Below are 20,002 nucleotides of genomic sequence, written 5' to 3'. Positions count from 1 at the left end.
TTAGTTCCGTAAGACAATATGTTGTTCAGTAAATTCAGGACTAGAGGCTTGCCCTTTTGCCGGGCAATCTCCACCATGCGGGCGGAGAGATCCACACCCCGCAACTATCCAACGTAGGAGCGCACCTGGGATCCCGCCAGGCCGGTGCCACAGCCCAGATCCAGCGCCCGCTCAAACCAAGGAGACGCTCCCCCTGCGGCAGCCAGGATCCCTTGCCGCACAGCCTGTGGCCCCTGGTAGTTCAGTTTTTCCAGCAAATGCTGCTCAAAGCGGGGCGCATATTCGTCAAATAGACGTCGCACCCACTCCGGAGGAGTCCTGTCGGGCAGGGGCAGCTCCCCCACAATGGCCAGCATGTAGCGGGCATCGCTGTGTTCGGGCTGCAGGGCGAGCGCCCGCCGAAACCAAGAGCTGGCCACCTCCACTTGTCCCTGCTTCCAAAAGCCCATGCCGATCTGCTAAGGAATGTCTGCCTCTTGCTGGGATCCCTGCCAGGCCTGCAAATAATGGGCCAGAGCCGCCTCGTATTCTCCTCGCATCTGCAGCAGGTCGGCCAGCCCCACCCGCGCCATCAGCAGCGCTGGATCCCGGGCCAGGGCTTGCTCGAAGAGCCGTTGCGCCTGCTTTTTCTCGCCCATCTGCCGCAGTACTCCCCCCAGCAGCGCATGAACCTCAGCGGCCAAGCTGGCGGGAGCAGCAGGGGGACAGGCCACGATGGCCTGTTGGTAGTGCAGCATGGCGGCAGGGTAGCGACCGGATCCCTCCTCGATGCGCCCCAAAAGAGCATGGGCTTGCGTCAAGGCAATGGCCTCTTCCAGATCAGACCGGTCGGCAGCGGCGAGGATCTGCTCACAGAGCTGCCGGCAGCCAGCCCATTCCCCCCGCCGGAAGCGGCCTGCCGCCTGTCGGGCCGAGAGGAGCGGCTGTTTTTTCGCCGGTTTTCCAAAGCCCTTAGCCATCTCCCCAGTGTAGGAGAACCTAGCTTTCTCTCACGATATGCCCACGATAGGGGCATTCCAAATTGGCGACAATCTTGAGCACTCCCCAGTTGGGGATCGACACAACAGACAGCTTCGCTATGCTCTGGAACCTGGGTCTGGTTGCGGCTTGGGATGGGTGTAAGGTTGCTCCTCTCAGGCTGTGGCCATGGCCTTCGCGGCCTTTAAAATGAGGTAATCCAACATGCCGGTGTTCTCTTCGCCGCGGTAGTTAAAAGTGGAGCGCACCAGCCACAGCCCCTTCCGAGTTCGGCAACAGAGGTTGAGCAGCGTGCGAGCCAGGATTTGGTGACGTGCCTGTAGGTCTTGGGCTGCATTGAAAACCTCCCCATCCCACTCCGGCGTCAGCACACGGCTGTTGTAAAGCACACGCCAAAGAGAACGGGACCAAAGCGGATTCGTGATGTCGAACCAGAACTGATAATCCGCCTGCAAACCTCGGTTGATATAGGCCACCGGCGTCGCCACCACGAGGTAGCGGGAATAGTCGGGCTCGAAGCGGCTGTTGCTGGGGGTTTGTCCCGAGCGGATCATGGCCAAAAAGGCACGATCCTCTTCCGCAGGAAAGGCCCGGCGAAACCGTTGTGCCGCGTCGATCAGCGCTTGCAGCAGCTCTTGGTCTTGGGGCAAATCCATCCCCTGGGCTAGGTGCTCGGCGAAAAACCGCTGGAAGAAAGCGGCCAGGGAGGGCCCGCCGCGGTAGCTGCGCAGCCAATCCAGCAGCTTCTGGTAGCGCTCCAGGTTGGCAAACCCCACCCGCTCCGGCTGTCGCACGGCGGTCTTGGGCCGCAGGGAACGCCCTACCGGGTCAAGGGTATCTTCGGCCAGCAAAGCCGCCCGGATGGGATCCAGATCCAACACCCTGCCCAGGAGCAGTCGCCAGGCCGGCAAGGTGGGAAAAGCTCCCCACTCGGGATGGGCCACTTCCGCCGCCGTCAGCAAAGCCCGCACCAGTGGGTAGCGGATCAACGCCGGGAAAGGGGCGATCGGCAAGACCTCCGGCAACTGCTCCTGCAAGCTCAAGCTCACCCCCGCATCCATGCGAGGCAGCAGGACGGCGATGCGAGAGGCCGGGATCCCGGCCCGCAAAAGCTGCCGGATCTGGGCAACCATCGCCTCCACCGCCGCGAATTGGGTCTCGCCCTCCAGCACCTGCACCCTTGGCAGCCTCTCTGCCAGAGGCTCCGTCAGGGGATGGTCAAACCGCGGATCCAGCACCCGCGCAATCTGCAGTCCCAGGCGGATCATGCCGGCTGAGCCGCGGTAGCTCCCCTCCAGAAGCTGAACCTGGGTGTTTTCCCTCAGAAAGCGAGCCACGGCCTCTGGGATCCCCGTCAAAGAGACCCCGCCGCCGATGGTATAGCTGAAAAACTGGCTTTGCAGATGGGCTTGCCCTTGCCGGTAAAACTCCAGCGCCACCCCGCAACTGTCCTCCGCCTGATCCACGATCAGGTGATCCCACTCCTGCCAAAACTCCGCCAGCGGCAGGATGTGCTCGCCAAACAGCCGGATTTGCAGGCCGAAGTCCAGGGATCCCAGCCGCAACCCCACCTCCCACAGCCGCTCCACACAACAGCCCATCGCCTGCAAGGCCTCTGCCCGCCCCGGATCCCCCTCCGCCGGCCAGGCCGCCGCCAGCCGGGATCCCACCGCTTCCGCCGCCAAACCCGAAGCCCCCGCAATATAGGCAGCGCTGCTGATCTGATCCCAAATCTGGAACTCCTCCAGCCCAAGATCGGCAAAGACCTCCCCATGCCGCGGACACAAAGCACAGGCTCGCCCACAGAGAAATTGGGCCAGATCCTTGGCCAAGGGAATTGGCTCAAACGAGCGCGGCAACTGGGGAACCCGCTCGCACACCTGCGGCCAGTGATCGGCCAGAGAGCGCCCCACCCGCTGCAAAAACGTCTCGATCCGCCACGGGCCCACCCAGCTCGAGCTGAGCTGCTGTAAGCGCCGCAACACCCCCTCTGCCTGCCGCTGGCTGCGCACCAAAAACAAGATCCGGCCCGGATCGGTTCCCGCCCGCAACAAATCCAGGTAGCGATCTACACAAGCCTGGGTCAGCCCGCTGCCCGCCCACCCCATCACACTCCTAAAAGGAGGTGGCTCTTGCCGTCGATAGCTCTTTTCGCCCACCAGAGCGGCTTTCACAGTCGCTGCCCCCCGACCGAGCCATTTTCTCGGCAAAATCTGGACAAACAGGTCTTCACCTCATTATGATGTACTACTGTTGCCAATTAAGTCCGCCCGCTCTGACGACGGCTCTCGGCAACCTAGCGTACTGCTAAACCAGATACTGCCTCTTTGCAGGTAAGTCTGAGCAGTCTTTGAAAGCAGTTTGGCGTGTGATTTGAGGGTGAATTAAGCAAAGGGAGCAGCGCTGCTGGCGCTGTTTGGCCTGCGGGGATCCAAAGATTCCTTTTCGTTGCTTTTTCGCCTGAGCGGGCAGCCTCAGCTAGTCCTGAGCTTCCTGCTGCCGCGCCGTTGCTGCCTGGATCCGGCTCATTGAGCCAGTTGCAAGCTGACAGAAGCGAGTCGCAGAGGCTCGAGAGGAGGTTCTCGTGGCGCTTGGCATCCTTGGAAGAAAAGTCAGCATGACCCAGATCTTCTCTCCGGAAGGGTTGGCCATTCCGGTCACGGTCGTGCAGGCGGGGCCTTGCACGGTAACCCAGATCAAGACCCAAGCCACAGACGGCTACAACGCCGTGCAGTTGGGCTACTGGCCCACCGCCGAAAAGCACCTCACGCGAGCCCAGCGGGGCCACCTGAGCAAAGCGGGGGTGACGGAGCTGCTGCGCCACCTGCGCGAGTTCCGGGTCGACCAGCCAGAAGCTTACCAGTTGGGGCAAAAGATCACCGTCGAGATCTTCTCTCCGGGCCAGTTGCTGGATGTAGCCGGCACTTCCATCGGGCGGGGGTTTGCCGGCTACCAGAAGCGGCACCACTTTGGTCGCGGCCCCATGTCTCACGGCTCCAAGAACCACCGCCGACCGGGTTCTGTTGGCGCCGGCACAACCCCTGGCCGCGTGTTTCCGGGGCTACGCATGGCGGGCCGGATGGGAGGCTGCCGCGTCACCATTCGCAAACTGCAGTTGGTGCAGGTGGATCCGGAGCGGAACTTGCTGATCATCAAGGGCTCTGTGCCCGGCGTGGAAGGGGGGCTGCTGGAGATTACCCCTGCCAAGCAGGTGGGCAACAAACGCTAGGAAAGGGATCCCTGGCAAAGGCTGACCAGCATCTGCAAAGACGAGGAAACCATGGCAAGTTGTGTGGTGAAAAATTGGCAAGGGGAAACGGTGGGCAGCGCGGAGCTAAGCCTCAAAGTTGCCCGTCCCGAAACGGCCTCCCACATCCTCTATCTAGCTCTTCGCCGGCAGATGACCAACGCCCGCCAAGGCAACGCCCACACCAAGACCCGGGCTGAGGTGCGCGGTGGCGGCCGCAAGCCCTGGAGGCAAAAAGGCACCGGCCGGGCCCGCGCCGGCTCCATTCGCTCCCCCCTTTGGCGCAAGGGTGGAGTGATCTTCGGCCCCCGCAAGCGGGAGTACAACCTGGCCATGAACCGCAAAGAGCGGCAACTGGCTCTGCGCACTGCCCTGCAAAGCCGGGTGGAAGACCTGATCGTGGTGGAAGATTTCCAGGATCAGCTCAACCCGCCCAAGACTCGCGCCGTGGCCCAAGCTCTGCTGCGCTGGGGGGTGATGGAGGATCAGTCGGCACTGCTTATCGTCGCCGAGCGCTCGGAAGCCGTCGAGCGAGCCGTACGCAACATCGCCCGCGTCAAGCTGATCGGCCTGGATCAGCTCAATGTCTTTGATCTGCTCAACGTCGATTGGGTGCTGATTACCACCTCTGCCCTGGAGAAGCTCAAGGCCCGCTGGGGATCCGGCGCGGCAGCAGCAGCTCCAACCCAAGCCGATCGCCTTGAAGATCAGGCTCAGGCGGCAGAGCGAGAAGCTCGGCCAGTCGAACAAGCAGAAGGTCAAAGCCAGGAGCAGGAAGAGCAAGCAGAAGCTCAAGCCCAGCCAGAGGCTCCCCCGGCGCAGGCTGATCAGGCTAATCAAGTAGCTCTAGCAAACCCACAAGTTCAGGAAACCCAGGAAGAAGAGCTGGCCCAAGCACAAGAGCGAGAAGTTCAGGGACAAGCGGAACTAGCCCAAGAAGCAGAGCCCCTTGCCCAGCCGCCAGCTGGCGAGGAGGCCGAAACAGCCGCAGCAGAGGAGGAAGACAATGACTGAGAGCAAGCGGATCCTGGCCGATGTCCTGTTGCGTCCCGTCATCACCGAAAAGGCAACTGCCCTGATGGAACAGCGCAAATACGTCTTTGAAGTGATGCCCACTGCCACCAAGCCGCTCATCCGAGCTGCCGTCGAGGAGATGTTTGGGGTGCGGGTCACCGCCGTCAACACCCTTAAACTGCCCCGCAAGCAGCGGCGGGTAGGCCGTTCTGTCGGCTATCGCAGCCGTCCCAAGCGAGCCATCGTGACCTTGGCCGAAGGCGACTCCATCACCCTCTTCCCCGACACCTAACCAAACCCCTCTTCCCGCTTCGAGTTTTATTGCCACCCGTCCTTCACCCCCCCTCGAGCCATGGGCATTCGTACCTTCCGACCCTATACCCCCAGCACCCGCCACATGACGGTCTCCAACTTCGAGGAGCTGTCGCGGGACGAAAACGGCAAGCGGCCCAGACCGGAGAAGTCGCTGCTGCAATTCATCCACCGCAAAAAAGGGCGCAACAACCGCGGCGTCATCACCTGCCGCCACCGAGGCGGCGGCCACAAGCGGCTCTACCGCATCATCGACTTCCGCCGCGACAAGCGCGGGATCCCGGCCACCGTCAAGACCATCGAGTACGATCCCAACCGCAGCGCCCGCATCTGCTTGGTGGAATACGAAGATGGCGAGAAGCGATACATCCTCGCTCCCCGCAACCTCGAGGTGGGAGCCACCATTATGGCGGGGCCCGATGCCCCCTTTGAGCTTGGCAACGCCATGCCCCTGGAGCGGATCCCGCTGGGGACGGTGGTTCACAACGTGGAGCTGTATCCCGGCCGCGGTGGGCAAATTGTTCGCGCCGCCGGGGCCGGCGCCCAAGTAGTAGCCAAAGAGGGCAAGTATGTCTCCCTCAAGCTGCCCTCCGGCGAAGTCCGCATGATCCGAGGCGAGTGCTACGCCACCATCGGCCAAGTGGGAAATGTTGACCACAGCAACCTCAGCCTCGGCAAAGCGGGGCGTAGCCGCTGGCTAGGTCGCCGTCCCCACGTGCGCGGCTCGGTGATGAACCCTGTCGATCACCCCCATGGCGGTGGGGAAGGAAAAGCCCCCATCGGCCGCAGCACCCCTGTCACCCCCTGGGGCAAGCCCACCCTGGGATACAAAACCCGCAAACGCAACAAACCCAGCAACAAGTTCATCGTGCGCGGTCGCCGTCGTGGCGGCCGCCGGGACAAGAGCGGGAGGGCCGCTCAATAAGAGTCCGGCCATCTGCTGCGCCCCTGAATTTTCTTTTTCTTTCGACCCTTACCAGCTTGCCAGACTGTTGAGGTTGCTATGGGACGTTCACTCAAAAAAGGCCCTTTTGTCGATGCCAAGCTGCTTCTCAAAATCGAGAAGATGAACGAGCGCAATGAGAAGCACATGATCAAAACCTGGTCGCGAGCCAGCACCATCCTGCCCGTCATGATCGGCCACACCATCGCCGTGCACAACGGCAAGCAGCACGTGCCCATCTACATCACCGATCAGATGGTGGGCCACAAGCTGGGGGAGTTCGTCCCCACCCGTACCTTTCGCGGCCACGCGGGCAGTGACAAAAAAGCTGCCCGCCGTTAAGTCCAGCAACGAACAGAAGAGGCAATAAGCTAGGAGAGCGCCATGGCCGATCCATCCCCTGAAATCAAAGCGGTAGCTCGCTACATCCGCATGTCCCCCTATAAGGTGCGGCGCGTGCTGAACCAGATCCGGGGGCGCACCTATGCCGATGCCCTGATCCTGTTGGAGTTCATGCCCTACGCCGCCTGTGAGCCGGTTCGCAAGGTGCTGCGCTCGGCGGTGGCCAATGCCGAACACAACAACGGCCTGGATCCTCGGGACCTGGTCATCAGCAAGGCCTACGCTGACCAGGGGCCGACGCTGAAGCGATTTCGCCCCCGCGCCCAAGGTCGTGCCTACCCAATCCGCAAGCGCACCTGCCACATTACCATCGCCGTCCGGCCCATAGAACCTGAAGCGGCGACGGCCTCCTAGACGCCTGTACCCCCAGACTTTACCCCTCAACTGACACCACCATGGGACAGAAGATTCACCCCACCGGTTTCCGCCTCGGCGTTATTAAGGAACATCGCAGCCGCTGGTTTGCCGATCCAGCTCGCTACCCAGCCCTGCTGCGAGAGGACGATCTCATCCGCGCCTACCTGACCAAGCAGTTGAGCAGCGCCGGCCTGGCCGACATTCAAATTGAACGCAAAGCGGATCAGATCGACCTCGAGATCCGAGCCGCTCGCCCTGGAGTGGTGGTTGGTCGTGGGGGATCCGGCCTCGACGCCCTGCGCCAGGGCCTGCAGAAAGAGCTGAGCTCACACGGTAGCCCCGAGCGAACCATTCGCATCAATGTAGTAGAGGTCACCCGTGCCGATGCCGAGGCGGTTTTGCTGGCAGAAAACATCGCCCAGCAGTTGGAGCGGCGGATCGCCTTTCGCCGCATCGTGCGCCAGGTCATCCAGCGGGCCCAGCGGGCGGGGGTGCAAGGGATCAAAATTCAAATTGCCGGGCGGCTGAACGGAGCCGAGATCGCCCGCACCGAATGGACCCGGGAAGGGCGGATCCCTTTGCACACCCTGCGGGCAGATATCGACTATGCCGACCACATCGCTCAGACCACCTTTGGTGTCATTGGGGTCAAGGTCTGGGTTTTCAAAGGAGAAGTTCTCCCCGGGCAGGAACGGCCCGAACAAAAAGTTCCCCTGCAACAGCCCAAGCGGCGGCAGCAGCGGCGGCGGCCCACTTTTGAAGACCGCTCAGCAGTGGAGGCCTGAGGGCCAGCACCCGAAAATCCAGGGATCCCCATCGCAGTTGATTTAAGGAACGGCCATGTTAAGCCCCAAACGAACCAAATACCGCAAGCAACAGCGCGGGCGCATGAAAGGCAAAGCGACTCGCGGCAACCGCATCAACTTTGGGGAATACGGCCTTGTGGCTCTAGAACCCGCCTGGATCACCGCGCGGCAGATCGAGGCCAGCCGTCGGGCCATGGCCCGCTACGTCCGGCGGGGAGGCCAAATCTGGATCCGCATCTTTCCCGACAAGCCCGTTACCCAACGGCCTGCCGAAACCCGCATGGGATCCGGCAAAGGCAACCCCGAATACTGGGTTTGCGTCGTCAAGCCGGGCCGTATCCTCTTCGAGATGGGAGGAGTTCCTGAAGCCACGGCCCGAGAGGCGATGCGCCTTGCCGCCCAAAAGCTGCCGATCAAAGTCAAGTTTGTAACCAAGGCTAACTTTGAGGAGCCGGAACCTGTTCAGAAAGCAGCTCCAGAAACAACAGAAGTAGCAGCCAGCGCTATTTGAGGGAGGAGAGTTGAGCCATGCCCATGCCTAAAATTGCCGACGCTCGCGCCCTATCCGACGAAGAATTGAGCCAGGAGATCTACGCCGTCAAGAAAGAGCTGTTCGAGCTGCGTTTGCAGCAGGCCACGCGGCAGTTGAACCAGCCCCATCTCATTCGCCTGCGCAAACACAAGCTGGCCCAACTGCTGACCGTTGAGTCAGAGCGCAAGCGCGGCAAGTCCTTGTCCTCAACTCAGACCCAGAAGGAGGAGTAATGCCTGCTCGCGAAAAGATCGGCGTTGTCGTCAGCAACAAGATGCAAAAGACAGTGGTCGTTGCTGTGGAAAACCGGGTTGCCCACCCCAAATACGGCAAAATCGTCGTCAAAACCAAAAAGTTTAAGGCCCACGACGAAGAGAACCGCTGTCAAGAAGGGGATCTGGTGCGCATTACGGAAACCCGTCCCCTCAGCCGCACCAAGCGTTGGCGAGTGGCCGAAATCATACGGGAGGTCAAGAAACTATGATTCAGCAGCAGACCATGTTAACGGTAGCTGACAACACCGGCGCCCGCAAGCTGATGTGCATCCGCGTCCTGGGCAGCAGTGGCCGTCGCTACGCCAGCCTGGGAGATGTGATCGTTGGCGTCGTCAAAGACGCCCTGCCCAATATGCCGGTCAAAAAATCCGACGTCGTCAAGGCTGTGGTCATCCGCACCGTCGATACGGTACGCCGCCCCGACGGCATGTGCATCCGCTTCGACGACAACGCTGCCGTGATCATCAACGACGACGGCAACCCCCGCGGAACCCGCGTTTTCGGCCCTGTAGCCCGCGAGCTGCGGGAGAAAAACTTCACCAAGATCATCTCCCTTGCCCCGGAGGTTCTGTAATGGTTCGTCCCCTCAAGCCCAGCCAAATTCGACGGCTGATTCGGCAGACCGGCGTTCGCAAGCACCGCAACAGCCTACGCTACAAAATGCGCATCAAGAAGGGAGATACCGTCCAGGTGATCTCCGGCGACGACAAAGGCAAAATCGGCGAGGTGCTGCAGGTTTTTCCCGAACGCAACATGGTCTTGGTGGAAGGGGTAAACATAGTAACCTACCACCGCAAGCCGCAACGGGAAGGCGAAAGTGGTCGCATCGAGACCAAAGAAGCCCCGATCCACGCCTGCAAGGTGATGCTCTATTCCAAGAAGCAGGAAGTGGCCAGCCGTATTGGCTATCAAATCACCGCCGATGGCCGCAAAGTCCGTGTCCTCAAGAAAACCGGCGAGATCCTCGACTAGCCGTCCCTTTTTCGATAGAGCTCTGACCCAGCCCAGAGCCCCCAGGAGAACCGACCATGCCCCAGCGTCTGCAAATCCTCTACAACACCGTCATCGTTCCCAAGCTGCAAAAAGAGTTGGGCTACACCAACATCCATCAGGTGCCGCGTCTGGAAAAGATCGTGATCAATCGCGGCCTGGGAGATGCCTCCCAAAACGCCAAGGCCCTGGAATCCTCCATCGCCGAGATCAGCGCCATCACGGGCCAGCGTCCGGTGATTACCCGCGCCAAAAAGGCGATTGCCAGTTTCAAAATCCGCAAGGGCATGCCGGTTGGCCTGATGGTGACCCTGCGGCGGGAGCGCATGTACGCGTTTTTGGATCGGCTGATCAACATTGCCCTCCCTCGTATCCGCGACTTCCGTGGCGTCAGCCCCAAATCTTTTGATGGGCGGGGCAACTACACCCTTGGTATTCGCGAGCAACTGATCTTCCCCGAAATCAACTACGACTCTGTAGACCAGATCAGAGGTATGGACATCTCCATTGTGACCACCGCCGAAACCGACGAAGAGGGCCGTGCCCTGCTCAAAGAGTTTGGCATGCCCTTTGCCTCTTAAGGTTTGCCCATCTGCAATTGTCTCGACTTGATCGATCTTCCGAGGAGCACCGACCCACCCATGGCCCACACCAACGACACGATCGCCGACATGCTCACCCGCATTCGCAATGCCACCATGGCTCGGCATGAATCGGTGGCGGTCCCGGCCACACGCATGACCCGCAGCATCGCTCGCGTTCTTCATGAGGAAGGTTTTGTGAGCGACTGGAAGGAAGAGGGAGAAGGGATCCACGCTCAGCTTGTGTTGCGGTTGAAGTACAAGGGCAAAGGTCGTAAGCCGATCATCAATGGCCTGAAGCGGGTGAGCCGGCCCGGGCTGCGAGTTTACTGCAACCACAAAGAACTGCCTCGGGTGTTGGGAGGAATTGGGATTGCCATCATCTCCACCTCCAACGGCATCATGACCGACCGGGATGCTCGCAAGCAGGGCATCGGCGGCGAAGTGCTCTGCTACGTCTATTGAGTTGTTCTCTTGCCAGGAGTTGGCCCATGTCTCGCATTGGCAAACGCCCCATCGCCCTTCCTGCCAAGGTAGAGGTTCAGATCGAGGGGCAGCAGATCTCGGTAAAAGGCCCGAAGGGAGAACTGTCTCGCAGTTTGCCCCCCTTGATTGCGGTGCATCAAGAAGCCCAGACGCTCAAGGTCAGCCGGGTCAACGAGTCTCGCCCGGCCCGCCAACTGCACGGCCTCTGCCGCACCTTGGTTGCCAACATGGTGGACGGCGTATCTAGGGGATTTGAGCGCAGGCTGGAATTGGTGGGTGTGGGCTACCGGGCTTCCACCCAGGGCAACAAGTTAATCTTGAACGTTGGCTACAGCCACCCAGTGGAGATCCCTTTCCCGCCAGGGATCCAAATAGCGGTTGAGGGCAACAACGTCATCGTCGTCTCAGGTATCGACAAAGAGCTGGTGGGCAACACGGCGGCGCGGATTCGGGCCGTCCGTCCGCCAGAGCCCTACAAGGGCAAAGGGATTCGCTATGTAGGGGAACAGGTTCGTCGCAAAGCAGGTAAATCCGGGAAGGCCAAGAAGTAGCTATGAAAATCACTCGCAAAGCTGCCACCCAACGTCGCCATCGCCGCATTCGCCGCAAGGTCTTCGGGACGCCCGAGCGGCCCCGTTTGGCCGTGTTTCGCTCCCATCGCCACATCTACGCCCAGGTGATCGACGATGTAGCCCAGCACACTTTAGTCTCTGCCTCCACGCTGGACAGGGAGCTGCGGGAAGCCTTCAAAGACATTGGCACGGCCACCCGAGAGGCTGCCGCCGTGGTGGGTCGCTCCGTCGCCCAACGGGCCTTACAGGCAGGCATTTGTCAAGTGGTGTTCGACCGCGGCGGCAAGCTCTACCACGGGCGTGTCCAGGCCCTGGCGGAAGCCGCCCGCGAAGCAGGCTTACAGTTCTAGGCCCTGAGGAGATGGCATATGGCTGAGCAAAGAGAACGTCGCAGAAGCAAAAAGAGCCGCGAAGAGCAGACTAGCGAGTGGCAGGAGCGGGTCATCCAGATCCGGCGCGTCACCAAAGTAGTTAAGGGCGGCAAAAAGCTGAGCTTCCGGGCCGTGGTGGTGGTGGGCAACGAGCGCGGCCAGGTGGGGGTTGGCGTGGGCAAAGCCAACGACGTCATCGGGGCTGTGCGCAAAGGAGTTGTGGATGGCAAAAAGCACCTAATCGAAGTGCCCCTCACCAAGGGTCTGTCTGTACCCCATCCCATGCGGGGATCAGGCGGTGGGGCCACTGTCCTGGTGATGCCGGCAGCTCCCGGGACAGGGGTCATCGCCGGGGGAGCGGTGCGCACGGTTCTGGAGCTGGCGGGCGTGCGCAACAGTCTGGCTAAGCAACTGGGATCCAGCAACCCCCTCAACAACGCCCGTGCCACCATTGACGCGCTGCGGCGGATGCGCACCTTTGAGCAGGTAGCTGAAGATAGAGGGATCGACGTGCGCCGCCTGTTTGGTAAGTAACAGCAAGTTAGCCGGAGGTCAGTATGCGACTAGAAGACATTCGCCCCCAACCAGGTTCGACGCGGCGGCGACGACGCCTGGGCCGTGGCATCGCTGCTGGACAGGGAGCCTCCTGTGGCAAGGGAATGCGGGGACAGAAGGCGCGCAAAGGAGGCGGTCCCCGGCCCGGCTTTGAGGGAGGCCAGACCCCCCTCTATCGGCGGCTGCCCAAGCTCAAGCACTTCCCCCGCTACGTGCGGCGCCCCCAGTACACCCTGATCAACCTGCGCGCTTTGGCCAAGTTGCCCGCTGGCAGCGAGGTCAGCTTGGAAAGCTTGATGGATTTGGGGATCGTGACCACCAACGATGGCCCGCTGAAGATCTTGGGAGACGGGGAAGTGGGCGTGCCCCTGACGATCAGAGCGGCTGCCATCACCCCCTCAGCCCGAGCCAAGGTCGAGGCAGCCGGGGGTCGGGTGGAGCTCGTGGGATCCCAGACTGCTTCCGCTGGATCCTAAAATTGGGCTGCAGTTTGCAGCTTCTCTATTTTGCCGACTTTCCCACCGGCAGCGTAGAGTGGTAAATAGCTCACCTTGCCTTTCCCTTCCGCGAGGTTTTCTAGATTTATGGCTGACCCACGAGGCTCCGCTCCCTCCGCCCAAGAGACCTTCATGCAGATGGCCATGGCTTCTGGCCTGCGCAGACGTCTGTTTCTTACCCTAGGCCTGTTGCTGTTGGTGCGGCTGGGCATTTACATTCCCATCCCCAGTATTGACCGAGCTCGCTTTGCCGCTGAAGCCGCCAACAGCCCTGTGTTTGGCTTTCTGGATGTCTTCTCGGGCGGCGGTATCTCCGCTTTGGGGATCTTCGCCCTCGGCATCCTGCCTTTCATCAACGCCTCCATCATCATGCAACTGCTGGTCTCGGCCATTCCGGCCCTGGAGAACCTGCAGAAAAACGAGGGGGAGCAGGGGCGGCGACAGATTTCCCAGTACACCCGCTACGTTACCCTGATTTGGGCCATCATCCAGGGCATCGGCATCTCCTTCTGGGTGCGGGAGTTCGCCAACACCAGCAACGAGTTGGCCTTTGTGGCCTCCACCACCCTGGCCCTGACGGCAGGTTCCATGTTTGTCATGTGGTTGGGGGAGATGATCACGGAGAAGGGGGTGGGCAGTGGGCCGTCGCTGTTGATCTTCGTCAACATTGTCGCCACGCTGCCCCGCGCTCTGGGCCAGACCATCAGCCTAGCCCGTGCTGATAGCAGCACCATCGGCGGCATCTTGGTGTTGATGGCCGTCTTCCTAGCCACCATTGTCGGCATTGTCTTCGTCCAGGAGGGCAGCCGCAAAATCCCTATTGTCTACGCCAAGCGCCAGGTGGGCAACAAGCTATTCCGTGAGCAGAAGAGCTACCTGCCCCTGCGGCTAAACCAGGGGGGCGTGATGCCGATCATCTTCGCCTACTCGGTGATGTCCCTGCCCTTTGCCTTGGCCCAGTACACCCAGAACCTGACTTTGGTGCAGGTGGCCAACCTTTTGGCCCCTACCTCTTGGTTTTACATTCCCTTCTACTTCGTGCTGATCCTCCTCTTCAGCTATTTCTACGCCTCTTTGATCATTAACCCGGTGGATCTGGCGCAGAACCTGAAGAAGATGGGGGCCAGCATTCCGGGAGTCCGCCCGGGCAAGGCCACTGCTGAGTACATCGAAGGGATCCTCAACCGGCTGACCCTGCTGGGGGCCTTGTTCTTGTGTGCGGTGGCCATCATCCCGACGACGGTGGAGCGGGCGACCGGCATCACCACTTTTCAGGGCTTGGGGGCAACTTCGCTGCTGATCCTGGTGGGGGTGGCGATCGAGACCTCCAAACAGATCCAGACCTACGTCATTTCGCAGCGTTACGAAGGGATGGTCAAGCAATAGTGCCGAGGTTAATCTTTTTGGGGCCGCCGGGAGCGGGCAAGGGCACCCAGGCAGAGCGGCTGGCAGCGATCTACCACACGCCCAAAATTTCTACAGGTGACCTGCTGCGGGCAGAGGTGAAAGCCCAAACGCCGCTGGGGTGCCAGGCTAAGGTGTACATGGATGCGGGAGAGCTGGTGCCTGACGAGGTGTTAATTGGGATGGTGAAGGGCCAGTTGCAACACTCGCCAGCGCAGGGCTGGATCCTGGACGGCTTCCCCCGCACCCTGGCGCAGGCGGAGGCTTTAGAAGAGCTGTTGCGGGAGTTGGGGCAAGACTACGACCACGTTCTCAACCTGGAAGTGCCGGACGACGTGGTGGTGGCACGGCTGTTGGCCCGCGGCAAGGAGCAGGGGCGCAGCGACGATGCCGATGAGGCGGTGATCCTCAAACGCTTGCAGGTGTATCGGGAGCAGACGGCTCCGCTGATCGACTTTTACGAGGCCAGGGGTCGTCTGCGACGGATCGATGGCAACCAGCCGATGGAATCGGTACAAGAACATCTGCGGGCTCTCTTGGAAGGCTTCAGGAGGACAGCGTGATCAAGACGGGGGCGGGAAATCTCTCCCCGCGGCGGGGCATGCAGCTCATTGAGATCAAGTCCCGCCGGGAGGTGGAGAAGATGCGGCGGGCCGGGCGGGTGGTGGCCCAGGTGCTGCAGGAAATTGCCGAGTGTCTGGAGCCAGGCTGGACAACGGCAGACATCGATGCCTATGCCGAGCGGCGGGTAGCGGAGTTGAATGCCCTGCCCAGCTTCAAGGGCTACTACGGCTTTCCCGCCTGTGTCTGTGTCAGCGTCAACCATGAGGTGGTACACGGGATCCCCAGCCCCCGCAAAGTGGTGCAGCCGGGGGACATCGTCAAGGTGGATTTTGGCGCCATGGTCGAAGGCTGGCATGCCGACTCTTGCATCACCATTGGCCTGGAGCCCCTCGGCGATGCCGCCCGCGACCTGATCGACACAGCGGCCAAAGCGCTGCAGACGGGCATTGACCACGTGCGCCACGGCGTCTGGCTGCAGGATGTCTCAGGCGCCATCGAGGACTACATCCAGGGGCGGGGCTACTCCGTGGTGAAGCAGTACGTCGGCCACGGCGTGGGGCGCAACTTGCACGAGGAGCCGCAGTTTCCCCACTACCGCACCCGCGACCTTCCCAATCCCAAGCTGCGCTCCGGCATGACGGTGGCAATCGAGCCGATGGTGAATGCAGGGGGAGAGGCCACGCGGGTGCTCTCGGATGGCTGGACGGTGGTGACGGTGGACGGCTCTTGGTCGGCCCAGTTTGAGCACACGGTCTTGATCACGGACTCTGGGGCTGAGATTTTGACGGATCGCACCCCTTTTCAGTCCTAGGGATCCCTTGCTGAAGGGCGGCAACGGCTAGGATAGAAGAGGTGGAGTATTGTTTCGGCTCTTAACTCGCTCTTAACAGGGCGGGTTTCCTATCGATATTTCTGTTGTGTTGTTTTTTAAGGAGGGTTCCTTGTCTAAAGAAGACGCCATTGAAGTGGAAGGGGTGGTTACCGAGTCCTTGCCCAACGCCATGTTCCGGGTGGACCTGGACAACGGCTTTAACGTCCTTGCCCACATCTCCGGCAAGATCCGCCGCAACTACATCAAGATCTTGCCCGGCGACCGGGTCAAGGTAGAGCTCAGCCCCTATGACCTGAACAAAGGGCGCATCACTTACCGCCTCAAGAAAAAGTAGCCGTCTGGCCTTAGCTGGGGCCGCTGAGCATGAAGGAGCTGAGCCAAGTTCTCAAAACCGGCCTCTGGGTTGCGGCCGGCGGGGTAAGTGCCCTGGCCGTGCTCAACGCCTGGATCGCTTCTCGAACCCAGCCTCTGCCCAGCCTCTTGCCGGGGGAGGAGAGGCACTATTTTTGGCGCGGCCACCGTCTGTTTTACAAGGTTGCGGGATCCGGCCAGCCCTTGTTGCTGCTGCACGGCATCGGGGCCGGCTCTTCCAGCTACGAGTTTCGCGCCGTGATGGCGGAGTTGGGCCAGCACTATCAGGTTTACGCTTTGGATTTGTTGGGTTGGGGCAACTCGGAGCGCCCCGATCTGGAGTACACCGGCCACCTATATGTCCGGATGATCGGGGATTTTGTCGGCCAGGTGATCGGGCGCCCCTGCCACGCCATTGCCAATTCTCTCTCGGCAGGGTTTGTGCTGCGCTCGGCCCGGCTGCAGCCTCAGCACTGGCAGAAGCTGCTGCTCATCGCCCCTCTAGGAGACAACAGCCTTGTCCCCGAGGCGCTAGGGATCCCTTTGGCTGAGGCGGTGTATGGTCTTCTCAGCTTGCCGGTTTTGGGGCTGGCCTTTTACAACGTCATCACCACCCCCTGGAGTGTACGTCTATTTACGGAGCAGAGCCTGTTCTCCCCTGGGTACGCTCTGGATGAGGCGGTGGTGGACTACTACTATCAGGCGGCCCACCAGGCGGGGGCCCAATTTGCCCCCCGTTCTTTTTTGACCGGCAAGCTTAACTTGCCCATTCAGGAGGACTTTCGCGTGGTGGACAAGCCGATGGCTCTGGTCTGGGGAGAAAACAACCGCCTTACTGGATCAGAACAGGCGGAGCGGTATCGTGCCTTGCGCCCAGAGGTGCCGATCTATCGACTGCCAGGGGCTGCTTTTCCCCACATCGAAGCGCCGCAAGCTTTTTTATCGGTGGCTTTGCGCTTTTTGGCCGAGGCCGATCCTGCCCTGCCAACCTAGGGGATCCCCGAGCAGGGAAAACTCACGCCTTTGCCGACTTTTTGCGGCGACTGTCCGGTCAGTCTGGTTTTTTCCAATCCAGGAAGAGTTCTCAGGCTCAGGCGCTCCGGCTGACATGGGGTCACCCCTAGGCCGTCACTTTGGGAGAGAGGAGCGAAGCCGGGCTCAGAGCTCAGGTTGGCTCCCCGGTATTCTCCTCCCAGGGGTCCCTATCCAAAGGGGAGCTGGGAGCGGCCGGGGCAGAGTCAGGAGCTGGCTCGGAAGGGGGGGCTTCTGCTTTGACGTACTCTTGCTCCCATTCTGGCTGCTCGGCAGCAGGAGCAGGCTCGGGCCGACGAGGAGGCGCCGCCTCGGCCTGGGGTTCAGGCTCTGCTTCGGGATATTCCTCTTCTTCGCCCTCGTATTCTTCGTCGTATACTTCCTCGTAGTTTTCCTCGACGGCAGGTTCATCAACGGCCCTGGGCAGGGCGGGGGCGGAGCCAGTGTCGACCAGCCAGGAGGGCTTGCCCAGGCCGAGGGTTTCCAAGATCCCTTTGGTCAGTTGGGCTAGGCGGGTTTCGGCGCCATCGGCCACGATGAGGCGATCGCCGCCGATGGAGACGATTTCATCAGCAGAGAGCAGGTAGGTGCTGAGGATAAAGCCGGGCAAAAAGGTCAGGCCGAGGTTGGAGAGGATCAAACCGGTGATTAGGCCGGAGACGGAGTTGAATTCGAAATCTTTGACTTTTCCAAGGCGGATCCCTTCTTCGGTAATCACCTCGCTGCCGACTACCCGGCTGAGACCCTCCAACTCCAAGTCCTCGAAGACTTCATCGCTGGGGACGAGGATGGCGTCTTGTCCTAGGGCCGTGACCTGCCGCAGCTCCAGAAAACGCGGCGATCCGGCAAAGGCCTTTTCCAGCACTCCTAGCACCAGGACTTGCCTAGCTTCCAGATCTGCCCAAACTTCGCTAACTACTCCAAGCCGGGCGGCATTGGCTTGGCTGATCACCTGCGTTCCCAGAACCTGTGACCGCCGACGAACCTCTGATCGCACCAGCGCAACAGATTCTTTCCCAGTCGTCATGGTGGTTTCCCCGTCGTGAGTCGAAGTGTCCGCGTCAGTGGGCTGGTCATCCGGCCCCAGGCATCAAAATCAAATAGTACCATTGCCTGTCTTCTCCCTAGCGGGCTGCCGGGATCGGATCCTGGACAATTTGCTCGCTCCAGGCCAGAAACCGCTCTGTCATGGCCTGCAGGGAATAGAGCTCTTCTGCGTGCTGTCGGCAGCGGCTTCTAGCGATCTGATCCAGGCGTTCCACCGCTGTTGCCAGAGCTGCCACGTCGTCTGGCTCCACCACCCAGCCGGTCTCGCCATCGCGGACAATTTCCGCCGGCCCGCCGCGGCGGTAGGTGATCACCGGCACACCGCAGGCCAAGGCTTCCACCGCCACCAGGCCGAAGGCTTCCACCCACTTAGGGGTCATGATCAAGGCCGAGCAGTGGCCCAAGAGCCGCTGCATCTGAGAGGTGGGCAAAAACCCCCGGTAATCCAATTGAGCCCGCGGGTACTGTTCTCGAATCTGCTGCCAGTAGGCCGGGTCTTGCAGGTGGCCCAGGATCAGCACCGGCCTCCCCGTCTTCTCGGCCAGGGCGGCGCAGTCTTCCAGGCCCTTTTCGGGGGCAATGCGGCCAACCCAGCACAGGGATCCGTTCCCCTCTGGCACAAACTCGTAGCGGCTGAGGTCGACGCCGCAGGGCAAATAGACAAAGGGATCCCGACCAGCCGCCATCTGGGCCCGGGCAAAGGCAAAGGTCTGGGCTTGGGCTCGCGAGTGTACCGCCAGCCGGCCAGGATAGGTGCGCGCGATGCGCTCCAAGGCCTGGTCAACGGCATCGCTAAGGGAGCCCATGCTGACGATATGGGCCACCGGCGTGCGGAAAAAACCTGTCAGGTAGAACGAGAGCCAGTCGTAGCTCCAGTTCACGATGAGCTCAAACTCATCCTGCAGTTGGGCAGCCCGCCGCCAGAGGTTGGCCAACAGAGAAGGGATGGAAAGGCAAACCGGCTCGTCGCGGCGCTGGCTCTGGGCATAGGGCGGGGGGAGGCCGGCCACCGCCTCGATCACCCCTTCCGGCAAGTCGACACTGCAGGAGCCCTCAGGGGCCAGCACGCGCACTTGGGCTCCCCTCTCAAGCAGGCTCCGCGCCAAGTTGACAAGGTTGAGCTCCACCCCGCCGCCAGCTCCCGATCCCAGGGGCCCAACGGGGGTGGAGACAAACAAGAAGCGGTAGGTACGAGGCATGGGCGCCCTAGCAGGCTCGACCCCTTGCTGGCTAGTCTGGTTGACCCTGGGGGGACAAGGTCAGGTTCTGGCCACGAAGATTTCCCCTTTCTCCACCTTAACTTTGTAGGCGGTCAGGTCGGCATTGGCCGGGCCACGGGTACGGCTGCCATCGGCGGCAAAAACTGAGCCATGGCAGGGGCAGACGAAGTTCTCCCCCCGCCAGTCCACGTCGCAGCCGGCATGGGGACAGGCTGCATCCAGAGCCAGCAGCGAGTCTTCCTTTTGGGGATCCCCGACTAGCCAAAGGGTGGCGGTGTTTTTCCCAAAGGCGTCTTCTACCTTGAAGGGGCCTTCTTTAAGATCTTCTAGCGTTGCCACTTTAACGAACTCCGGCTCAGCCGCTTTGGGGCCCGAAGCAGCACCCTGGGCAATGGCACGGTTAAAACGGCGCTGAGCCAAGGCAGGCAACAGGCCCACCAGCGAGCCAAAACCAAGCGCCAGCCAACGAAGAAAACCGCGACGATTGTTGTACATGGCCATGTGTCCTGAGATGGATGCAAGGTGTCGGTTAGGAACCAATCCAAGCGTGGCCTCCCAAACGGGACGCTAGCCCGGCGGCTCCTCTTAATATTTTGTTACACTAGGACAGCTTCAGCCAGCGCGAAACCGCACT

Annotated in this window: 28 protein-coding genes and 1 pseudogene; 23 read left to right on the top strand and 6 right to left on the bottom strand. The window is 61.1% G+C overall.

What is annotated here, in order from left to right:
* Positions 1-104: 104 nt before the first annotated feature.
* The 3 genes from NW848_RS14585 to NW848_RS14575 form a co-directional block, all read right to left on the bottom strand.
* The gene (locus NW848_RS14585) at positions 105-449 is read right to left on the bottom strand and encodes a class I SAM-dependent DNA methyltransferase (RefSeq protein WP_049749740.1); all 345 of its coding nucleotides are present in this window, start codon (positions 447-449) and stop codon (positions 105-107) included.
* Positions 450-458: 9 nt separating this feature from the next.
* Positions 459-959 (bottom strand): tetratricopeptide repeat protein, encoded by a 501-nt coding sequence (locus NW848_RS14580; RefSeq protein ID WP_041438233.1) that lies wholly within the window; start codon positions 957-959, stop codon positions 459-461.
* 174 nt (positions 960-1,133) lie between these two features.
* Positions 1,134-3,086 carry a hypothetical protein gene (locus tag NW848_RS14575; protein WP_099812199.1) on the bottom strand — a complete coding sequence of 651 codons (1,953 nt, stop codon included), beginning with the start codon at positions 3,084-3,086 and terminating at the stop codon, positions 1,134-1,136.
* Positions 3,087-3,562: 476 nt separating this feature from the next.
* Between NW848_RS14575 and rplC the strand changes: the two genes are divergently transcribed.
* The 23 genes and pseudogenes from rplC to NW848_RS14460 all read left to right on the top strand — a co-directional run bounded on the left by rplC (position 3,563) and on the right by NW848_RS14460 (position 17,062).
* Positions 3,563-4,207, top strand: a complete 645-nt coding sequence (gene rplC / locus NW848_RS14570) for a 50S ribosomal protein L3 (RefSeq protein ID WP_414508998.1) — start codon at positions 3,563-3,565, stop codon at positions 4,205-4,207.
* A 51-nt stretch (positions 4,208-4,258) separates the two neighbouring features.
* Positions 4,259-4,888, top strand: a pseudogene (gene rplD / locus NW848_RS14565) (50S ribosomal protein L4); the annotation flags it as partial.
* 343 nt (positions 4,889-5,231) lie between these two features.
* On the top strand, positions 5,232-5,531 hold the full coding sequence (locus NW848_RS14560) for a 50S ribosomal protein L23 (RefSeq protein WP_011430045.1): 300 nt from the start codon (positions 5,232-5,234) through the stop codon (positions 5,529-5,531).
* A 60-nt stretch (positions 5,532-5,591) separates the two neighbouring features.
* The gene (gene rplB / locus NW848_RS14555; RefSeq protein WP_011430044.1) at positions 5,592-6,476 is read left to right on the top strand and encodes a 50S ribosomal protein L2; all 885 of its coding nucleotides are present in this window, start codon (positions 5,592-5,594) and stop codon (positions 6,474-6,476) included.
* 78 nt (positions 6,477-6,554) lie between these two features.
* Positions 6,555-6,836 carry a 30S ribosomal protein S19 gene (gene rpsS / locus NW848_RS14550; protein WP_011430043.1) on the top strand — a complete coding sequence of 94 codons (282 nt, stop codon included), beginning with the start codon at positions 6,555-6,557 and terminating at the stop codon, positions 6,834-6,836.
* A gap of 42 nt (positions 6,837-6,878) precedes the next feature.
* Positions 6,879-7,250 (top strand): 50S ribosomal protein L22, encoded by a 372-nt coding sequence (rplV, locus tag NW848_RS14545; RefSeq protein WP_011430042.1) that lies wholly within the window; start codon positions 6,879-6,881, stop codon positions 7,248-7,250.
* Positions 7,251-7,291: 41 nt separating this feature from the next.
* The gene (gene rpsC / locus NW848_RS14540; protein WP_011430041.1) at positions 7,292-8,038 is read left to right on the top strand and encodes a 30S ribosomal protein S3; all 747 of its coding nucleotides are present in this window, start codon (positions 7,292-7,294) and stop codon (positions 8,036-8,038) included.
* A gap of 55 nt (positions 8,039-8,093) precedes the next feature.
* The gene (gene rplP, locus NW848_RS14535) at positions 8,094-8,570 is read left to right on the top strand and encodes a 50S ribosomal protein L16 (RefSeq protein WP_011430040.1); all 477 of its coding nucleotides are present in this window, start codon (positions 8,094-8,096) and stop codon (positions 8,568-8,570) included.
* Positions 8,571-8,587: 17 nt separating this feature from the next.
* Positions 8,588-8,824 (top strand): 50S ribosomal protein L29, encoded by a 237-nt coding sequence (gene rpmC / locus NW848_RS14530; RefSeq protein WP_011430039.1) that lies wholly within the window; start codon positions 8,588-8,590, stop codon positions 8,822-8,824.
* On the top strand, positions 8,824-9,075 hold the full coding sequence (gene rpsQ, locus NW848_RS14525) for a 30S ribosomal protein S17 (protein WP_011430038.1): 252 nt from the start codon (positions 8,824-8,826) through the stop codon (positions 9,073-9,075). Before rpmC ends, rpsQ begins: the two co-directional genes overlap by 1 nt.
* Positions 9,072-9,440, top strand: a complete 369-nt coding sequence (rplN, locus tag NW848_RS14520; RefSeq protein ID WP_011430037.1) for a 50S ribosomal protein L14 — start codon at positions 9,072-9,074, stop codon at positions 9,438-9,440. The genes rpsQ and rplN overlap by 4 nt, the downstream gene beginning before the upstream one ends.
* A complete protein-coding gene (gene rplX, locus NW848_RS14515; protein WP_011430036.1) occupies positions 9,440-9,838 on the top strand; it encodes a 50S ribosomal protein L24 in 399 nt (132 codons plus the stop codon). The genes rplN and rplX overlap by 1 nt, the downstream gene beginning before the upstream one ends.
* Before the next feature lie 56 nt (positions 9,839-9,894).
* Positions 9,895-10,437: a 50S ribosomal protein L5 gene (gene rplE, locus NW848_RS14510; protein WP_011430035.1), complete on the top strand. Its 543-nt coding sequence runs from the start codon at positions 9,895-9,897 to the stop codon at positions 10,435-10,437.
* A gap of 60 nt (positions 10,438-10,497) precedes the next feature.
* Entirely contained in the window at positions 10,498-10,902 is a 405-nt protein-coding gene (gene rpsH / locus NW848_RS14505) for a 30S ribosomal protein S8 (protein ID WP_011430034.1), read from the top strand.
* 26 nt (positions 10,903-10,928) lie between these two features.
* A complete protein-coding gene (rplF, locus tag NW848_RS14500; RefSeq protein WP_011430033.1) occupies positions 10,929-11,474 on the top strand; it encodes a 50S ribosomal protein L6 in 546 nt (181 codons plus the stop codon).
* Between the two features lie 2 nt (positions 11,475-11,476).
* Entirely contained in the window at positions 11,477-11,845 is a 369-nt protein-coding gene (gene rplR, locus NW848_RS14495; protein ID WP_011430032.1) for a 50S ribosomal protein L18, read from the top strand.
* An 18-nt stretch (positions 11,846-11,863) separates the two neighbouring features.
* On the top strand, positions 11,864-12,400 hold the full coding sequence (rpsE, locus tag NW848_RS14490; RefSeq protein WP_011430031.1) for a 30S ribosomal protein S5: 537 nt from the start codon (positions 11,864-11,866) through the stop codon (positions 12,398-12,400).
* 23 nt (positions 12,401-12,423) lie between these two features.
* Positions 12,424-12,897: a 50S ribosomal protein L15 gene (gene rplO, locus NW848_RS14485; RefSeq protein ID WP_011430030.1), complete on the top strand. Its 474-nt coding sequence runs from the start codon at positions 12,424-12,426 to the stop codon at positions 12,895-12,897.
* A gap of 108 nt (positions 12,898-13,005) precedes the next feature.
* Positions 13,006-14,304, top strand: coding sequence for a preprotein translocase subunit SecY (gene secY / locus NW848_RS14480; RefSeq protein ID WP_099812200.1), 1,299 nt, complete (start codon positions 13,006-13,008; stop codon positions 14,302-14,304).
* Positions 14,304-14,885, top strand: coding sequence for an adenylate kinase (locus NW848_RS14475; RefSeq protein ID WP_011430028.1), 582 nt, complete (start codon positions 14,304-14,306; stop codon positions 14,883-14,885). The genes secY and NW848_RS14475 overlap by 1 nt, the downstream gene beginning before the upstream one ends.
* A gap of 38 nt (positions 14,886-14,923) precedes the next feature.
* A complete protein-coding gene (gene map / locus NW848_RS14470) occupies positions 14,924-15,697 on the top strand; it encodes a type I methionyl aminopeptidase (RefSeq protein WP_011430027.1) in 774 nt (257 codons plus the stop codon).
* A gap of 130 nt (positions 15,698-15,827) precedes the next feature.
* Positions 15,828-16,052 (top strand): translation initiation factor IF-1, encoded by a 225-nt coding sequence (gene infA, locus NW848_RS14465; protein ID WP_011430026.1) that lies wholly within the window; start codon positions 15,828-15,830, stop codon positions 16,050-16,052.
* A 29-nt stretch (positions 16,053-16,081) separates the two neighbouring features.
* Positions 16,082-17,062 carry an alpha/beta fold hydrolase gene (locus NW848_RS14460; protein ID WP_011430025.1) on the top strand — a complete coding sequence of 327 codons (981 nt, stop codon included), beginning with the start codon at positions 16,082-16,084 and terminating at the stop codon, positions 17,060-17,062.
* Between the two features lie 172 nt (positions 17,063-17,234).
* Here NW848_RS14460 and NW848_RS14455 read toward each other — a convergent pair whose 3' ends face one another.
* From NW848_RS14455 to NW848_RS14445, 3 genes are all read right to left on the bottom strand, one after another.
* Positions 17,235-18,128, bottom strand: a complete 894-nt coding sequence (locus NW848_RS14455; protein WP_011430024.1) for a PRC-barrel domain-containing protein — start codon at positions 18,126-18,128, stop codon at positions 17,235-17,237.
* Positions 18,129-18,225: 97 nt separating this feature from the next.
* The gene (locus NW848_RS14450) at positions 18,226-19,347 is read right to left on the bottom strand and encodes a glycosyltransferase family 4 protein (RefSeq protein WP_414508999.1); all 1,122 of its coding nucleotides are present in this window, start codon (positions 19,345-19,347) and stop codon (positions 18,226-18,228) included.
* A 60-nt stretch (positions 19,348-19,407) separates the two neighbouring features.
* Positions 19,408-19,863, bottom strand: coding sequence for a ubiquinol-cytochrome c reductase iron-sulfur subunit (locus NW848_RS14445; RefSeq protein ID WP_011430022.1), 456 nt, complete (start codon positions 19,861-19,863; stop codon positions 19,408-19,410).
* Positions 19,864-20,002: the final 139 nt, after the last annotated feature.

It is taken from the genome of Synechococcus sp. RC10A2 (assembly GCF_047502605.1).
Note: the sequence above shows the minus strand (reverse complement) of the source record. Positions and strands in the feature narration are given on the sequence as shown.

Excerpts from the sequence above, each read along its gene's own strand:
- NW848_RS14585 (WP_049749740.1), bottom strand. The coding sequence starts at position 449 with ATGGGCTTTTGGAAGCAGGGACAAGTGGAGGTGGCCAGCTCTTGGTTT.
- NW848_RS14580 (WP_041438233.1), bottom strand. The coding sequence starts at position 959 with ATGGCTAAGGGCTTTGGAAAACCGGCGAAAAAACAGCCGCTCCTCTCG.
- NW848_RS14575 (WP_099812199.1), bottom strand. The coding sequence starts at position 3,086 with ATGGGGTGGGCGGGCAGCGGGCTGACCCAGGCTTGTGTAGATCGCTAC.
- NW848_RS14560 (WP_011430045.1), top strand. The coding sequence starts at position 5,232 with ATGACTGAGAGCAAGCGGATCCTGGCCGATGTCCTGTTGCGTCCCGTC.
- rplB (WP_011430044.1), top strand. The coding sequence starts at position 5,592 with ATGGGCATTCGTACCTTCCGACCCTATACCCCCAGCACCCGCCACATG.
- rpsS (WP_011430043.1), top strand. The coding sequence starts at position 6,555 with ATGGGACGTTCACTCAAAAAAGGCCCTTTTGTCGATGCCAAGCTGCTT.
- rplV (WP_011430042.1), top strand. The coding sequence starts at position 6,879 with ATGGCCGATCCATCCCCTGAAATCAAAGCGGTAGCTCGCTACATCCGC.
- rpsC (WP_011430041.1), top strand. The coding sequence starts at position 7,292 with ATGGGACAGAAGATTCACCCCACCGGTTTCCGCCTCGGCGTTATTAAG.
- rplP (WP_011430040.1), top strand. The coding sequence starts at position 8,094 with ATGTTAAGCCCCAAACGAACCAAATACCGCAAGCAACAGCGCGGGCGC.
- rpmC (WP_011430039.1), top strand. The coding sequence starts at position 8,588 with ATGCCCATGCCTAAAATTGCCGACGCTCGCGCCCTATCCGACGAAGAA.
- rpsQ (WP_011430038.1), top strand. The coding sequence starts at position 8,824 with ATGCCTGCTCGCGAAAAGATCGGCGTTGTCGTCAGCAACAAGATGCAA.
- rplN (WP_011430037.1), top strand. The coding sequence starts at position 9,072 with ATGATTCAGCAGCAGACCATGTTAACGGTAGCTGACAACACCGGCGCC.
- rplX (WP_011430036.1), top strand. The coding sequence starts at position 9,440 with ATGGTTCGTCCCCTCAAGCCCAGCCAAATTCGACGGCTGATTCGGCAG.
- rplE (WP_011430035.1), top strand. The coding sequence starts at position 9,895 with ATGCCCCAGCGTCTGCAAATCCTCTACAACACCGTCATCGTTCCCAAG.
- rpsH (WP_011430034.1), top strand. The coding sequence starts at position 10,498 with ATGGCCCACACCAACGACACGATCGCCGACATGCTCACCCGCATTCGC.
- rplF (WP_011430033.1), top strand. The coding sequence starts at position 10,929 with ATGTCTCGCATTGGCAAACGCCCCATCGCCCTTCCTGCCAAGGTAGAG.
- rplR (WP_011430032.1), top strand. The coding sequence starts at position 11,477 with ATGAAAATCACTCGCAAAGCTGCCACCCAACGTCGCCATCGCCGCATT.
- rpsE (WP_011430031.1), top strand. The coding sequence starts at position 11,864 with ATGGCTGAGCAAAGAGAACGTCGCAGAAGCAAAAAGAGCCGCGAAGAG.
- rplO (WP_011430030.1), top strand. The coding sequence starts at position 12,424 with ATGCGACTAGAAGACATTCGCCCCCAACCAGGTTCGACGCGGCGGCGA.
- secY (WP_099812200.1), top strand. The coding sequence starts at position 13,006 with ATGGCTGACCCACGAGGCTCCGCTCCCTCCGCCCAAGAGACCTTCATG.
- map (WP_011430027.1), top strand. The coding sequence starts at position 14,924 with ATGCAGCTCATTGAGATCAAGTCCCGCCGGGAGGTGGAGAAGATGCGG.
- NW848_RS14460 (WP_011430025.1), top strand. The coding sequence starts at position 16,082 with ATGAAGGAGCTGAGCCAAGTTCTCAAAACCGGCCTCTGGGTTGCGGCC.
- NW848_RS14455 (WP_011430024.1), bottom strand. The coding sequence starts at position 18,128 with ATGACGACTGGGAAAGAATCTGTTGCGCTGGTGCGATCAGAGGTTCGT.
- NW848_RS14450 (WP_414508999.1), bottom strand. The coding sequence starts at position 19,347 with ATGCCTCGTACCTACCGCTTCTTGTTTGTCTCCACCCCCGTTGGGCCC.
- NW848_RS14445 (WP_011430022.1), bottom strand. The coding sequence starts at position 19,863 with ATGTACAACAATCGTCGCGGTTTTCTTCGTTGGCTGGCGCTTGGTTTT.